Source organism: Frankia sp. Allo2 (assembly GCF_000733325.1).
In the GTDB taxonomy this organism is placed as follows: domain Bacteria; phylum Actinomycetota; class Actinomycetes; order Frankiales; family Frankiaceae; genus Frankia; species Frankia casuarinae.
The window spans coordinates 93056-107603 of record NZ_JPHT01000004.1 but is presented as its reverse complement, the minus strand read 5'-3'; the positions used below and the strand labels follow the sequence as shown (position 1 = coordinate 107603).

12 protein-coding genes and 2 tRNA genes are annotated in these 14548 nt (G+C 69.1%); 4 read left to right on the top strand and 10 right to left on the bottom strand.

Annotated elements, in window-relative coordinates; genetic code table 11:
• Positions 1–43: 43 nt before the first annotated feature.
• The 3 genes from ALLO2_RS05055 to ALLO2_RS05045 all read right to left on the bottom strand — a co-directional run bounded on the left by ALLO2_RS05055 (position 44) and on the right by ALLO2_RS05045 (position 3527).
• Positions 44–1075: a rod shape-determining protein gene (locus ALLO2_RS05055; protein ID WP_035730168.1), complete on the bottom strand. Its 1032-nt coding sequence runs from the start codon at positions 1073–1075 to the stop codon at positions 44–46.
• A gap of 436 nt (positions 1076–1511) precedes the next feature.
• Complete coding sequence (ndk, locus tag ALLO2_RS05050; protein ID WP_011435654.1) at positions 1512–1925, bottom strand: nucleoside-diphosphate kinase; 414 nt, start codon at positions 1923–1925, stop codon at positions 1512–1514.
• A gap of 171 nt (positions 1926–2096) precedes the next feature.
• Positions 2097–3527, bottom strand: a complete 1431-nt coding sequence (locus ALLO2_RS05045; protein WP_011435653.1) for a dihydrofolate synthase — start codon at positions 3525–3527, stop codon at positions 2097–2099.
• Between the two features lie 177 nt (positions 3528–3704).
• Here ALLO2_RS05045 and ALLO2_RS05040 point away from each other — a divergent pair, with 177 nt between their 5' ends.
• Entirely contained in the window at positions 3705–5024 is a 1320-nt protein-coding gene (locus ALLO2_RS05040; protein ID WP_035730028.1) for a folylpolyglutamate synthase/dihydrofolate synthase family protein, read from the top strand.
• Between the two features lie 66 nt (positions 5025–5090).
• On the opposite strand, the gene clpX is transcribed toward ALLO2_RS05040, so the two are convergent.
• From clpX to ALLO2_RS05015, 5 genes are all read right to left on the bottom strand, one after another.
• Positions 5091–6377 (bottom strand): ATP-dependent Clp protease ATP-binding subunit ClpX, encoded by a 1287-nt coding sequence (clpX, locus tag ALLO2_RS05035; RefSeq protein ID WP_011435651.1) that lies wholly within the window; start codon positions 6375–6377, stop codon positions 5091–5093.
• Positions 6378–6739: 362 nt separating this feature from the next.
• The gene (locus ALLO2_RS05030; RefSeq protein WP_198030949.1) at positions 6740–7393 is read right to left on the bottom strand and encodes an ATP-dependent Clp protease proteolytic subunit; all 654 of its coding nucleotides are present in this window, start codon (positions 7391–7393) and stop codon (positions 6740–6742) included.
• Between the two features lie 83 nt (positions 7394–7476).
• Positions 7477–8118, bottom strand: coding sequence for an ATP-dependent Clp protease proteolytic subunit (locus ALLO2_RS05025; RefSeq protein ID WP_035730024.1), 642 nt, complete (start codon positions 8116–8118; stop codon positions 7477–7479).
• 335 nt (positions 8119–8453) lie between these two features.
• Positions 8454–9905 (bottom strand): trigger factor, encoded by a 1452-nt coding sequence (tig, locus tag ALLO2_RS05020; protein WP_035730022.1) that lies wholly within the window; start codon positions 9903–9905, stop codon positions 8454–8456.
• A 57-nt stretch (positions 9906–9962) separates the two neighbouring features.
• Positions 9963–10035 (bottom strand) — tRNA-Pro (locus tag ALLO2_RS05015).
• Between the two features lie 47 nt (positions 10036–10082).
• Between ALLO2_RS05015 and ALLO2_RS05010 the strand changes: the two genes are divergently transcribed.
• Positions 10083–10156, top strand: a tRNA-Gly gene (locus tag ALLO2_RS05010).
• Positions 10157–10375: 219 nt separating this feature from the next.
• On the opposite strand, the gene ALLO2_RS05005 is transcribed toward ALLO2_RS05010, so the two are convergent.
• Together ALLO2_RS05005 and ALLO2_RS05000 are read right to left on the bottom strand one after the other, a co-directional pair.
• The gene (locus ALLO2_RS05005; protein WP_011435637.1) at positions 10376–11521 is read right to left on the bottom strand and encodes an acyl-CoA dehydrogenase family protein; all 1146 of its coding nucleotides are present in this window, start codon (positions 11519–11521) and stop codon (positions 10376–10378) included.
• Positions 11522–11530: 9 nt separating this feature from the next.
• Positions 11531–11866, bottom strand: coding sequence for an enoyl-CoA hydratase-related protein (locus tag ALLO2_RS05000; protein WP_023840467.1), 336 nt, complete (start codon positions 11864–11866; stop codon positions 11531–11533).
• On the opposite strand from ALLO2_RS05000, the gene ALLO2_RS04995 reads away from it, so the two are divergent.
• On the top strand, positions 11844–12137 hold the full coding sequence (locus ALLO2_RS04995) for a hypothetical protein (protein ID WP_011435636.1): 294 nt from the start codon (positions 11844–11846) through the stop codon (positions 12135–12137). The genes ALLO2_RS05000 and ALLO2_RS04995 overlap by 23 nt on opposite strands.
• 225 nt (positions 12138–12362) lie before the next feature.
• Complete coding sequence (locus ALLO2_RS04990) at positions 12363–14312, top strand: class I SAM-dependent methyltransferase (protein WP_023840466.1); 1950 nt, start codon at positions 12363–12365, stop codon at positions 14310–14312.
• Positions 14313–14548 lie beyond the last annotated feature (236 nt).

Here is a 14548-nt window from a genome sequence, read left to right as displayed (position 1 = left end):
TCGGTCCAATGGGAAGGGATCGGCAAAGGCCCTGCGCAAGCGCCTAGCGCCGCGGCTCGGAGATCAGTACCTGCTGTAGGGCCTCGAACTCCTCCACACACTTGCCCGACCCCATTGCAACCGAATGCAGTGGATTCTCCGCGATGTGGATCGGCATGCCGGTCTCCTGCCGCAGCCGCTCGTCGAGACCGCGCAGCAGCGCCCCGCCGCCGGTGAGGACGATGCCGCGGTCCATGATGTCGCCGGAGAGCTCCGGCGGGCAGCGGTCGAGGGTCACCTTCACCGCGTCGATGACCGCGTTGACCGGATCCTCGATCGCCTTGCGGATCTCCTCCGCGGTCACCACGATCGTCTTCGGCAGTCCGGTGATCAGGTCACGCCCACGGATCTCGGCGCTGGGCTCGTCGGGAACCTTGTGCGCCGACCCGATCGCCATCTTGATCTCCTCGGCGGTGCGTTCGCCGAGCATCAGCGAGTACTCCTTCTTGACGTAGGAGATGATCGCGACGTCGAGTTCGTCCCCGGCGGTACGGATCGACTGGCTGGTGACGATGCCGCCCAGTGAGATCACGGCGNCCTNGGTGGTNCCCCCGCCGATGTCCACGACCATGTTGCCGGTCGGCTCGTGCACCGGCAGACCAGCGCCGATCGCCGCGGCCATCGGCTCCTCAATGATGTAGACCTTGCGGGCGCCGGCCTGATAGCCGGCGTCCTTCACGGCCCGCTGTTCCACGCCCGTGATGCCGGAGGGCACGCATACGACCAGCCTGGGCTTGGCGAAATGGCGCCGCCGGTGCACCTTCTGGATGAAGTAGCGCAGCATCCGCTCGGTCGTCTCGAAGTCGGCGATGACGCCGTCCTTCAGCGGCCGCACGGCCACCACGTTGCCGGGCGTCCGGCCGATCATCCGCTTGGCGTCGGTTCCGACGGCGAGGATGCCCGAGGTGGTGGTATTGATCGCGACCACGCTCGGTTCGTTGAGGACGATCCCGCGGCCACGCACGTACACCAGCGTGTTGGCGGTACCGAGGTCGACGGCCATGTCACGACCGAGGAACGACAGCGAACTGGACATCGTCGGGTACCGACCTTCCCGGGGGATGCGGTCCTGGCCGCCTCCGGCGCGACCGACAGGCACGGCCTACCGAGGAGCCGGAGAAGCGCGTGGAACACGTACAGAGTTCGTAGATCGGACAAGACGACCCGGGCGCCCACCGGGAATTCGACCACGGCCACCGACCACGACCCTGTCGGTTACCGCGACCCACCGGACACGCTCCGGGCAAGTACTTGAAGGGTAGACCGACACCGGGCCCCTCGCCGCCCCGGTCGGTGATGGGCCGGTTTCGTGTCACCCTTGGGCCGGAACCGCCCTGCGCACACCCATGAGTCACGAGGGCGACACGCCCACGGTCCCGGCCCGGCCAGGCCAGGCCAGGCCACCCGAAATCCGACCGGAGGCGTCTCGATGCGTCTCGGGAACGCCCCGGTCGGTGTGAACGGCTACGCGGTCAGCTCAGGCCCGGGAAGAAGAGGTCGATCTCCCGCTTGGCAGACTCCGGCGAGTCCGAGCCGTGCACGAGGTTCTGGCCGATCTCCAGCGCGTAGTCCCCACGCAGCGAGCCGGGCGCGGCCTTGACCGGATCGGTTGCGCCGATCAGCCCACGCGACGCCTCCACCGCACGCGGCCCCTCGGCCACGAGGGCCACCAGCGGCCCGGAGGTGATGAAGTCGACCAGTTCACCGAAGAACGGCTTGCTGGCATGCTCTCCGTAGTGCGTCTCGGCGACGGACCGCTCCAACGTGCGCAGTTCGAGCGCCACCAGAGTGAGCCCCTTGCGCTCGAGCCGGCCGACGACCTCACCGACGAGGCCACGGCTGACGCCATCGGGCTTGACCAGGATGAGGGTGCGCTCGACGGACACGGTACTCCTTCTCGATCATCGACTTCGTCGTCCTCGACGAGGGACCCAAGGATCCCTCGCCAACTTACAGGGTGCCCACGTCCGCACCGTGACGGGACCGCGGCGTCCCGGGAACGCCCCGCAACCGCATCAGGAACGCGTCGGGAACATGTCGGAAAACCCAGGAGGACGTCACGGACGCAGCAACGCCCGGGCCCGACCCACGACGGAGGCCGAACCGGTGACCACCACGCCGGCGCCACCCAGATCGGCGTCCTCCTCGGCGAGGCGCACCCCGGCGTCGAGCGCGTCGTCCAACCGGGGTACGACCTCCACCCGGTCGGAGCCGAAGACACCCACGGCGACCGCGGCGAGACCGTCGACCGGCAGCCATCCGGGCCCAGCACCGGCGGTGACCACCACCGTGTTCAGGACCGGCTCCAGGACGGCCAGGAGCTCCGCTGCCTCCCGCTCGGCGGCACCGTCCCGCTCGGCGGCACCGTCCCGCTCGCCACCACCGTCCCGAGCGGCGGCACTCTCGACCTCGCGCTCGATGGCGATGACCCCGACAAGGACGTCGAAGGTGAACGCCTCGTCGAGCGCCGCGGCCAGCGCGCCCGCCGCCACAGGCGAGCCGGCCACGTCAAGAATGATCGTCGGGGACCGGCGGACGACCTCCAGCCGGCCCCGGGAGTCCACCTCGGCAAAACCGGCGCGGACCGCATCGACGTCGAGTTGGTTGCGCCCGCCGCCGAGGAACGCCTCGACCGCGGCCAGCGCGACCGCCGCGTTATGGGCCTGATGCGCGCCGTGCAGCGGCAGGAAGATCTCCTCGTAGGTGCCGCCCAGCCCCTTCAGCGTGATCATCTGCCCCCCGACGGCCACCTGCCGGCCGAGTACACCGAACTCCAGCCCCTCCCGGGCGACCATCGCCCCGGTCTCGGCGGCGCGCCGCAGCAGCGCCTGCGCGGCGGGCAGGACCTGCTGGGCCAGCACGACCAGGGTGTCGGCGCGGATGACTCCCGCCGTCCGCGTGGTGATCCGGTCCAGGCCCGCCGCCGGCTCCCACTCGCCCACCGCCACGGGGGTGACGACCGACACCGGCGCGTCGAGCAGTGCGCTCAGCTCGCCGGCGTCGTCCCAGCCGGACTCGATCACGGCGAGGTCGGCGGGGGCGTCGGCGAAGGCGGCGAAGGCCACGGCGGCAAGCAGCTCGAAGGCGCTCAGCCGGCCGTCATCCTCGATCAGCGGCAGGTACGGCGCGATATCGGCGTAGGCGCGGCCGAGGACGTCGGAATCGATCGTGGCGTCGGCCAACCCCACCCGCTGCTCGGCCCCGAGCCAGCCCGGCGAACTCAACGATCCCGCGCGGATGCCGAACGAGTGCAGCAGTGCGGTGATCGCGGACACCGTGGAGCTCTTCCCCACCGAACCGGTCACCACGATGCTCGGAAGGGCCCGCTGCGGCTGGCCGAGCAGATCCAGCAGACGGCGCAGCCGGTCGAAGCCCGGCCGGGCGCGGATGTCGCGGCGTTGGGAGTACTCGGCCGCGAACGCGCGTGGACCCTCCCGCTCGTGATCAGGAGCATGGGTGGTTCCGGCGGTCCCGGCAGCGCCTGTCACATCCCCGATGGTACGGCCCGATGGGACGGGTCCACCGGGTTCACTCCCGCCTACGCAGGTGCCCACGCCGGTACCCGCGCTCCCCCGCAAAGGACGCGTCCGGCGCACCTGTCCGCGGACTACTGTCGACCCCAGGTCGAAGGAGGGCGAAACCAGCCGGTGAAGTGGAACCAGCCTGTGAAGTGGACGTACGAGTCGGCGTGGGCCGCCCTGAACAACACGGTGGATCTCGAAAAGCAGACGATGCCGGCGGGTCGGCCGGTGCCGAGCCTTGACCGGATGCGGGAGCTGGCGGGCCGGCTCGGGGNTCCGCACCNGGCGGTTCCGCTGATCCACCTGACCGGCACGAACGGCAAGACCTCGACGGCGCGGATCATCTCGGCGCTGCTGGGCGCGGCGGGGCTGCGGGNGGGGCTGTACACCAGTCCGCATCTGGAGCGGGTGAACGAGCGTCTGGTCGTCGACGGCCGACCGATCGGCGACGAGGAGTTCGGACGCTGCGTGGGCACCGTCCTGGACGCGGCCGCCCCGATGAGTGGACGGCCCACCTTCTTCGAGCTGCTGACGGCCACCGCCTTCCGATGGTTCGCCGACCTGGCCGTCGACGTCGCCGTGGTCGAAGTGGGCCTGCTCGGTCGCTGGGACGCCACGAACATCGCCGACGGGCGGGTCGCGGTCGTCACCAGCATCGGCGCTGATCATCTGGACTACGCCGGGAGTATGGCGGGCGTGGCCCGCGAGAANGCCGGGNTCGTCAAGCCCGGCAGTCACCTGGTGCTCGGCGAGGTGGACCCCCGCTTCGACGACATCTTCGCCCGGACCCCGGCCACGGACGTCCTGCGGCTGGGTCGGGACTTCGCCGCGGTCGCCGGCCACCCGGACGCGGCGGGTCGACGGGGCGGNTTNCNCACCCCGCAGGCGCGCTACGACGACGTGCGACTGTCCCTGCACGGTTCCTATCAGGATGCCAACGCGGCGTGCGCCCTGGCCGCCGTGGAGACCTTCGTCGGTCATTCCCTCCCCGACGTCGTGGTCCGGACCGGTCTCGGGGGCGTCCGGGCGCCGGGACGCCTGGAAATCGTGCGCGCACAGCCGCTGTGCGTGCTTGACGGGGCGCACAACCCGGCAGCGGGCGCGGCGCTCGCCCGGTCCCTGCGTGAGGAGTTCCCCGGGCGAGAGTGGACCGTCGTCTACGGGGCGCTGCGCGGTCACGACTACGAGGGGACTCTCGCGGAACTGCGCCACCAACCGATCAGCTCGCTGATCGCCTGCGAACCGGCGTCACCGCGGGCCATCCGCGCCGAGCACCTGGTCTGCGCGGCGCGGGCGCGGGCGATGCCGGCCCACGCCGCATCCGACGTCGGCTGCGCCGTCCGCCACGCCCTGCGGGACGCGGCGGGGCCGGGNGGGGCGATCCTGGTGACCGGGTCCTTCTACCATCTGGCTGAGGCCCGCCGGACCCTGACCGCGCTGGACCCGACGCACGGAATGCACTGAGTGACCCGACGCGCGGGCCGCGCCGAGTCGCACGGGACACGCCGAGTGGGCGCCGGGTAGGCGCCGTCAGGCCGACTTCTCCTGGCGGGGAGCCCGCTTGGACACGACGTCGCGCGGGACCAGCGTCGGATTGACGTGCTCCAGCACGACCTCGCGGGTGACGACGACCCGGGCCACATCCTTGCGGCTCGGGATGTCGTACATCACCGAGAGCAGGACCTCTTCCATGATTGCCCGCAGCCCACGAGCACCGGTCCCACGCAGGATCGCCTGGTCCGCGATGGCCTCGAGCGCGTCCGAGGTGAAGTCGAGGTCGACGCTGTCCAGCTCGAACAGCCGCTTGTACTGGCGGACGAGGGCGTTCTTCGGCTCGGTGAGGATGCGGATCAGCGCCTCACGATCCAGGTTGGACACGCTGGTGATCACCGGGAGCCGGCCGATGAACTCCGGAATCATGCCGTACTTCAGCAGGTCCTCGGGCATGATGTCGCCGAAGACATCGGATCCGTCCGGGTCGTCCTTGCCGTGCAGTACGGCGCGGAACCCCAGCGACTTCTTGCCGATCCTCGACTCGATGATCCGGTCGAGCCCGGCGAACGCCCCGCCCACGATGAACAGCACGTTCGTCGTGTCGATCTGGATGAACTCCTGATGCGGGTGCTTGCGCCCGCCCTGTGGCGGCACGCTGGCCGTGGTGCCTTCGAGGATCTTCAACAGGGCCTGTTGCACGCCCTCACCGGACACGTCCCGCGTGATGCTCGGGTTCTCCGACTTCCGGGCGATCTTGTCGACCTCGTCGATGTAGATAATCCCGGTCTCGGCCTTTTTGACGTCATAGTCGGCGGCCTGAATGAGTTTGAGCAGAATGTTCTCGACGTCTTCCCCGACGTAGCCCGCCTCGGTCAGCGCGGTGGCGTCGGCGATGGCAAACGGGACGTTGAGCATTCGCGCNAGAGTCTGGGCGAGCAGCGTCTTGCCGCAGCCCGTCGGCCCGAGCAGCAGGATGTTGCTCTTCGCGAGCTCGACCTCGCCCTTGCTCCCGTCACCGCTGGATCCGCCCGCCTGGACCCGCTTGTAGTGGTTGTAGACCGCGACGGAGAGGGTCTTCTTCGCCGTCTCCTGCCCCACCACGTAACTGTCGAGGAACTCGTAGATCTCGCGCGGCTTGGGCAGTTCGTCCCATTTGAGCTCGGAGGATTCGGACAGCTCCTCCTCGATGATCTCGTTGCAGAGATCGATGCACTCGTCGCAGATATAGACGCCAGGGCCGGCGATGAGCTTCTTCACCTGCTTCTGCGACTTACCGCAGAACGAGCACTTGAGCAGGTCACCGCCATCACCGATGCGTGCCACCGAGGACTCAGTCCCTTCGTCCAGACGATGGTGTCGCCTGCATGTCAGGGGCGGTTGACACCGCCCAGTCGTCGCGTGTCTGCCTGCAACCATCCCCGTGGGGACGGTACCCCGCCGAGCCGTCCGGTGAGAGCCCAATCGCTCGGCTCATACCGGTCAGCCTACGGTCACCTTGGCCGCCCTCGCCCGTCCACGCAGTCCCATTAGGCCATCGCGTCACGGACGAGAACCGCTGACCGGGTTTCACCGCATCGGCGCGTCGGGTGTGGTAGCGGCCGACGGCCGACGACCGCGGGCCGGCCTCACGAGACGTCACGCCTCGCGAGGCTCCGACCGCGGGCTCGGACCGCCGGCCCGGCACCTCAGCGAGCGGTGGCGAGCCGGGAGGACTTCCGGGTCTTGATGACCTCGTCGATCAGGCCGTACTCCTTGGCCTCGTCGGCACTGAAGATCTTGTCACGCTCGATGTCCTTGCGGATGTCCTCTTCCTTCTTGCCGGTGTGGACGGCGAGCATCCGCTCCAGCAGAGACCGCATCCGCAGGATCTCCCGCGCCTGGATCTCGATGTCGCTCGACTGGCCCTCGCCCTGCGCCGACGGCTGGTGGATGAGGATCCGGCTGTTCNCCAGCGCGAACCGCTTCCCCGGCGTGCCCGCCGCCAGCAGCACCGCCGNCGCCGACGCCGCCTGACCCATGCAGATCGTCGAGATGTCCGGCCGCACGAACTGCATCGTGTCGTAGATCGCCGTCAACGACGTGAACGACCCACCCGGCGAGTTGATGTAGATCGAGATGTCCCGGTCGGGATCCTCGGACTCCAGGAACAGCAGCTGCGCCATCACGTCGTTCGCCGACACATCATCGATCTGCACACCGAGAAAGACGATCCGCTCCTTGAGCAGCTTCGAATACGGATCCATGCCGTACTCGCCGCGGGAGGTCTTCTCGATGATGTTCGGCAGGACGTAGCGGCCCTGCGGCTGGGCGGCTGCCTGGCGGGCCTGCTCGTGCCGCATCTGCTGGTACAGCGTGTCGTGGAACATGGTGGCTGCCTCCGGGACGGATGACGACGGTTCGATCCGGTGAGCGGGGGCTCCGCTCAGCTCACCGGGCCTTCGCTGGGAACCTGGCGGGCCTGCTGGACGACGTGGTCGACGAAGCCGTAGTCCTTGGCCTCCTCGGCTGTGAACCACCGGTCCCGGTCGGAGTCGCGCTCGATCTGCTCGATCGGCTGACCGGTGTGGAAGGCGATGCGCTCCTGCATCATCNGCTTGGTGTACAGCATCTGCTCCGCCTGGATGGCGATGTCGGAGGCGGTGCCCCCGATACCACCGGACGGCTGGTGCATCATGATCCGCGCGTGCGGCAGGGAGTAGCGCTTGCCCGACGCACCGGCGCAGAGCAGGAACTGCCCCATCGACGCGGCGAGACCGAGCGAGACGGTCGCGACATCATTCTCGACGAACTGCATGGTGTCGTAGATCGCCATACCGGCGCTCACCGACCCACCCGGCGAGTTGATATAGAGGAAAATGTCGCGGGTCGGATCCTCCGCGTTGAGCAGCAGGAGTTGCGCGCAGATCGCGTTGGCGATCGAGTCCTCGACGACCGAGCCGAGGAAGACGATGCGGTTGGCCAACAGACGGTTGAACACCTGGTCGTCGAACGCGGGTCCACCCTGACCGGGTGCACGAAGGTCCGGACCCGGAACCGGCAGGCGCGGGGCTGCGATGTTACTCACGGTCAGCTCCTCGACTTCCTCACATGGGACGGCTGATTGACCGGCTCGACACTATCTGTGACACGCCCCAGTTCCCGCCCTTCCCGCCCGATGTTCGCGCTGGGCGTGAGGACGGGCCAGCCCGGCCAGCCCGGGGCCGGTGGGCGCTCATGGCCAGCCGGGTGCGGGCTGGTTCGGCGCGGCGCCGTCCGGTCACGGAAGGCGGCGATGATGAGACGAACAGCGGGGCCGGCCACGGTTCCAGGTGGGAACGGTGACCAACCCCCACGGTTCGCCTGTTATGACCCGATGGTTGCTTCGGGAGGAACGCGACCGCGCCAGCGGCGAGGCGCTGATCAGCCGTTGCCGTCGGTCTCCGCCTCGACCGGCTCGACCGGCTCGACCGTGGCGTCCCCGTCCCCGGGGGCGACGGCCTCCGCCGCGACGGTGACATCGCGGTCATGATCGGCGTCGGCATCGGTGTCCGGCTGCGAACGGGCTGGCAAAGCGAGCTCGACGGGGGTCCCCGCACCGTCGACGACCTTGGCGTTCTCCAGCAACAGGAAGAGCGCCTTGGTCCGCAGGACGTCGGCCATCAGGGCCGTGAGACCCTCGCCCTGCGCAAGCTGCTGAGCGTAGACGTCCGGCTGCACCCCGGAGCGCTGAGCGCGCAGGATGAGCTGCTCCATCAGCTCGCCCTGGTCGATCCCGATCGACTCGGCATCGATCACCGCGTCCAGGATGAACTGGGAGCGGATCGCCTTGCCGGCGGACTCGCGGACCTCCGCGTCGAACTCCTCCTCGGTCTGGCCGAGGGTCTCCAGGTAGGACGGGCGGTCCGTGCCGATGTACTCCAGCTCGCGGGAGAGGCGGTGCTCACGGGCCTCGATCTCGCCGGCGAGCAGCGAGCCGGGCACCGGCACCTCCACCCGCTCCAGGAGGCTTTCCAGCAACTTCTCCCGGGCCTGGCCGACCTGTTCGGTGCGGCGCGACTGCTCCAGGCGCGTCCGGATGTCCGCGCGCAGCTCGTCGAGGGTGTCGAACTCGCTGGCGGTGGTCGCGAAGTCGTCGTCCAGGGCCGGGAGCTCCTTCTCCTTGACCCCGCGGACCGTCGCCGTCACCTGGGCGGGCTGACCGGCTTGCTCACCGGAGAGCAGCTCCGTGGTGAAGGNGCGGGTCTCGCCGTCCGTGGCGCCGATGATCGCGTCGTCGAGACCCTCGACCAGGTTGCCGCTACCGACCTCGTAGGACAGCCCGGTCGCCTCGGCACCATCGATCGGCGTGCCGTCCGCCTCGGCGGACAGGTCGAGCGAGACGTAGTCACCCGCCTGCACGGCCCGCTCCACCGGCGTGAGCACCGCGAAACGATCACGCAGCGCGCCGAGCTGCTCCTCGACCTGCTCGTCGGTGACCTCGACGGCGTCAACGGTGATCTCAAGCTCCGAGAACTCCGGCAGAGTCACCTCGGGCCGGACATCCACCTCGGCGGTGAAGACGAGCTGGCCGCCGTCGGCGAACTCGGTGATGTCCACCTCGGGCCGGGACAGCACATCGACCTCCTCGGCCTGCACGGCCTCGGAGTAGAGCTGCGGCAGCGCCTCCTGGACGGCCTCGTCCAGGATGACACCCCGGCCTAGCCGCTGGTCCAGGATGCGCGGCGGGACCTTGCCCGGCCGGAAGCCCGAGACCCGGACCTGGCGGGCAAGCTTGCGATATGTGGCCTCGAGCGAGGGCTTGAGCTCGTCGAAGGGCACCTCGACAGTGAGCTTGACCCGGGTCGGGCTGAGGGTCTCCTTGGTGGCCTTCACGGCGCGGCGGTCTCCTGGTACGACGTTGGACAGGGGGTGACACGCCGAGGGTATCGGTCGGGGCGGGGAGACTCGAACTCCCGATCTCCTGCACCCAAAGCAGGCGCGCTAGCCACTACGCTACGCCCCGAGGCGTCGCCTGCTCATTCTACGGGGTAAGCTCGCATCGATCACCTCGCGGGTGTAGCTCAATGGCAGAGCCCCAGCCTTCCAAGCTGGCCATGCCGGTTCGATCCCGGTCACCCGCTCCACTCTGGGTCAACCGTGTCCGCGCGGAGGCGGACCTTGTCGTTCCGCCATGTCCACCGGGCGGGCCGAACCCCCCGAACCCCCCACGTACCGAACAGACCCGGCTNGTCCGCGCGGAGGCGGACCTTGTCGTTCCGCCATGTCCACCGGGCGGGCCGAACCCCCCGAACCCCCCACGTACCGAACAGACCCGGCTCCAGGCGTGGTTGGTCTCTTGCCGGTCAGAGGGAGCGGGCGATGAGCTCCTTCATGATTTCGTTGGTGCCGCCGTAGATCCTCTGGACGCGGGCGGCGGCGTACATGCGGGCGATGGGGTACTCGGTCATGTAGCCGTAGCCGCCGAAGATCTGTAGGCAGCGGTCGACGATCTCGCACTGCTTGTCGGTGGCCAGGTATTTGGCCATGGACGCGGTTGCTCCGTCGAGCCGGCCGGCCACATGCTCGGTGATGCAGTGGTCGATGAAGGTGCGCAGCGCCAGCGCTTCGGTACGGCACTCGGCGAGCACGAACCGGGTGTTCTGGAATTCCAGCAGGGGTTTGCCGAACGCCGTGCGCTCCTTGGCGTAGGCGATGGCCAAGTCGACGGCGTGTTCGGCGGCGGCCGCGGCATTCACCGCGATGGACAGCCGTTCCTGCGGCAGCTGCTGTACCAGCTGCACGAAGCCTTGGCCCTCGGCCGGACCGAGCAGGTTGACCGCAGGCACCCGCATGTCGGTGAAGGCCAGCTCGCGGGTGTCGGTGCCCATCGCGCCGATCTTCTGCAGCACCCGGCCGCGTTCGAACCCCGGCAGCCCCTGGGTTTCCGCCACGATCAGCGACAGCCCTCTGCCGCCGGGCGCGTTGCCGGTGCGGGCCACGATGATGAGCAGGTCACAGTGGGTACCGTTGGTGATGAACGTCTTTGCACCGTTGATCACGTAATGGTCACCCTCACGCCGGGCGGTGGTGCGCACGGCCTGCAGGTCGCTACCGGTGCCCGGTTCGGTCATCGCGATCGCGCCGACGAACTCACCGGACGCCAGTCTGGGCAGCCAGCGCTGCTTCTGCTCGTGGTTGCCGTAGGCGTTGATGTAGTGCGCGACGATCGGGCTGTGCACCAGGTAGGCCCAGCAGTCGTCGGCGATGTAGCCCTGCTCGCGCAACACCACGGCCTCGTGCGCGAACGTGCCGCCACCGCCGCCGTACTCAATGGGGCAGCTGATGCACAGCAGGCCGATCTCGCCGGCCTTGTTCCAGAACTCGCGGTCGACCGCGTGCTGCTCGGTCCACCGCCCGTGGTTGGGTTCGGATTCCTTGGCCAGGAAGGTGCGGGTGAGGTTTTGGAGCTGGTCGAGCTCCTCGGTCATCCACGATGATCGGTAGGTCATAGTCTGTCCTCAGTGGCCGGTAAAGTTGTCGGTGATCCGTTCGGCGATTTTCGTCGCGGTGGCAAGGGTTCCGGTGTCGGGGACGACCTCGGCGGCCAGCCTGGCGGCGAGCGCGTCGGCGAGCGCGTCGGCGGCGATGATCGGCTCGCCGGTGAGCAGCATCCGCATCGCCGTGGCCTTGCCGGCCGCGTGCACCAGCCGCTGGGTGCCGCCCGCGCCCGGGATCACCCCGAGGGTCACCTCGGGCAGCCCGCCCTTCGAGGCGGAGTAGGCGGTCTGGCCGATCTGCCTTGCAAAGGCCGCGGTCGACGCGGTGTTGACGATGACGGCTTCTCGGATACTCATGCTGTCCGACGGTACGGCAGGCTATACAAACGGTCAGCTGATCATCCTGCTCGCCGACCTCACCCTCAGCCAGGTCCGCGACCTACGTGCCGCCGGCATTTCCACCAAGCCCGATCCAGAGCACACCCAGGCGCTGGGCATCCTGATCCGCGAACTCGGCCCTCGCCCGCTGCAACCCATGGTCGAGCAGTTCTGGAACCGCCTCGCCCAGGACGCGCCCACCGCCGGACCACCGCCAGAGCTGGAGATCAAAATCAGACCAGTCCCGTGACCCTGACGCAGGGCTCCGGCGTGCCTGCGGTGACGTTCTCCCGTGCCGCGGCGGGTGCGGCCGAACCCAGCTGCGTGTTCCGCCCCGGTTCAGCCTGACCACCCGGTTCAGCCGCGCAGCGCGGAGCGGTCGGTGAAGCTTCGGCTGCAATTCGGAGGCAAGAGGTATTTTGCGGGGGCTTCCCGACAGCGGACCGGATGCGGATCAAATATTCAGAGGAGGCCGATGGTGAGGCGTCGTGGCTGGCTCCCGGTAGCCGCGTGTGTGGGGATCGGCCTCAACAGCATCCGGCTGCGCGGCCGGGTAGGTGCCATCGACGTCATCGAATCGGTGGACCATGGGCCCCCGGGGGGCGCGCCCGGCTCGGACGACCCTCACGCGCAGCGTCCGCCGTACGTCCTCCTCCTCGCTTCCGGAGTGCGTCTCGGCCCCGAGCATCGCCGCGCGGCCGACGCGTACGCGCGTCGGCACGGCTGCGAGGTCCTCGACCTGGTCCCGGCCGAGATGTCGGCGCACCGGATCCTCGACCTGGCGCGGATGGTCGACCCGTCCACCTACCGGTCAGCCCGGCTGGCCCGCGGTCGCGGTGCCTTCCAAGCGGTGCTCGTCGATGCAGAGGTGCTGGCCCGCACCGGCCTCACCACCGCGGACAGCACCGATCTCACCGACCTCACCGACCTCACCGAGGCCGAGCTCGTGGCCGTGCTCGAGACGTGCAAACGGCACGCCGCCGCGTCCACCGACCTCGCCGTGCTGCCCGGCCTGGTCGGTGCCGAGCCGGACGACGGGCGCACCCGGCTGTCCGTGCACCGCGCCGCCTATGCGTGGGAGCCCGCCAGACGGGTGCTGCCCGCGCTGCGGGACGCCGCCATCCTGCTCGGGGCTACCAGCAACCCGCTCGCGGCACTCGCGGCGGTGACGATGTCCTGGCTGCAGCCGGTCGCCGTGGGCGGTAGCCGACTATTGGTGACGCCCGGGACGCTGCGGCGCAGCATGCTGACGCGGCGACGCGGCGCCCTCCTCCAGCTGGTGGGGATGCCGAGCCGAACCCGTGATCTTCTCGGCGCACCGACCATCGGCCCGGACCCGGCGACGTGCCCGCGGGCTCCGCGACCGATCAGAACGGCGGGCAGGCTCACCCCCACGGAGATCGCCGAGAAGAGATCCCAGTACCGGCGGGAGCTCGCCGGCGGTCTTGACCGGTTCCTCGAGTCGCCTCGCACGACCTGCCCGTGGTGCGGCGGAAACGACCTCTCCGTACGCATGAATGGCCGCGACGTCTCCCAGGGGAAGCCCGGCCGGTTCCGCTACGACCGGTGCGGCGACTGCGGCCACGTCTTCCAGAATCCCCGACTCTCCTTCGAAGGTCTGGACTTCTACTACCGGGACTTCTACGACGGGCTCGGCGCCGCCATGATCGAGGAGGTCTTCGGATTCAGCCCGGGCCCTTATCTCCACCGGGCCAGCCTGTCGATACCGACGCCCCGTCGCTGGTTGGACGTGGGAGGCGGCCATGGACATTTCTGTAACGTGGCGAGAACGGTCTGGCCGACGACGTCGTTCGACGCACTCGACATCGGGGCGGGCATCGAGGAGGCGGAACGCCGACGCTGGGTGGATCGGGCCTACCGCGGATTATTTCCCGATATCGCCGCCGATCTGGCTGACCAGTACGACGTCATCAGCATGTTCCACTACCTCGAACACACCCGGGATCCGCTGGCCGAACTGGATGCCGCCGCACTCGCGCTGGCCCCGGGCCGCCATCTGCTGCTCGAGGTACCGAATCCGGAGAGCCCCGCGGCCCGTATGTACCGCCAACTGTGGCCGGGATGGCTGATTCCGCAACATCAGCACCTTATGCCGGCGGCCAATCTGGCGGCTGCCCTGAGCGAACGTGGCTTCGCGGTCCAGGAGATCCGGTTCGGTGACGTCCATCAGCGGGGGGACCCGGTGATGGCCCTGTACGGGCTGCTCCAGACTGTCGCGCCGTCACCGTCCTCAGCGTGGCGCACCGAGGAGGAGCCGGGCCGCCCGCGGAGGGTCCGGGCGCTGACCGCGGCCGCCATGGTCCCCGCATTCGTGGCAGGCCTGGCCCTGGACGCGATGAGCCGGCCTTATCTGACCGCCGGCAGCCGGTCGAACGCCTACCGCATCCTCGCCCGCCGGAGGTAAGCCGGAGCGCCACATTCCCGCCACCCGCGCGTGATGGCCATGAAACGTGAGTGCCGGACACCGCAGCGCCATGGTGTCCGGCACCGCGCCGGCCAAAGAACCCGGGCGGGCATTGCCGATCGGAATCCGTTCCGGACACCCTCGCCAACGCCGCTACACGTTTCTCCTAGCGGTTCGCCATATTTCAGTGGCGCTCCGTCCAGGTCCTCTCGTCAGCTCAGGCCCAGTCCCAGTTC

Excerpts from the sequence above, each read along its gene's own strand:
- ALLO2_RS04990 (WP_023840466.1), top strand. The coding sequence starts at position 12,363 with ATGGTGAGGCGTCGTGGCTGGCTCCCGGTAGCCGCGTGTGTGGGGATC.
- ALLO2_RS05005 (WP_011435637.1), bottom strand. The coding sequence starts at position 11,521 with ATGACCTACCGATCATCGTGGATGACCGAGGAGCTCGACCAGCTCCAA.
- ALLO2_RS05000 (WP_023840467.1), bottom strand. The coding sequence starts at position 11,866 with ATGAGTATCCGAGAAGCCGTCATCGTCAACACCGCGTCGACCGCGGCC.
- ALLO2_RS04995 (WP_011435636.1), top strand. The coding sequence starts at position 11,844 with ATGACGGCTTCTCGGATACTCATGCTGTCCGACGGTACGGCAGGCTAT.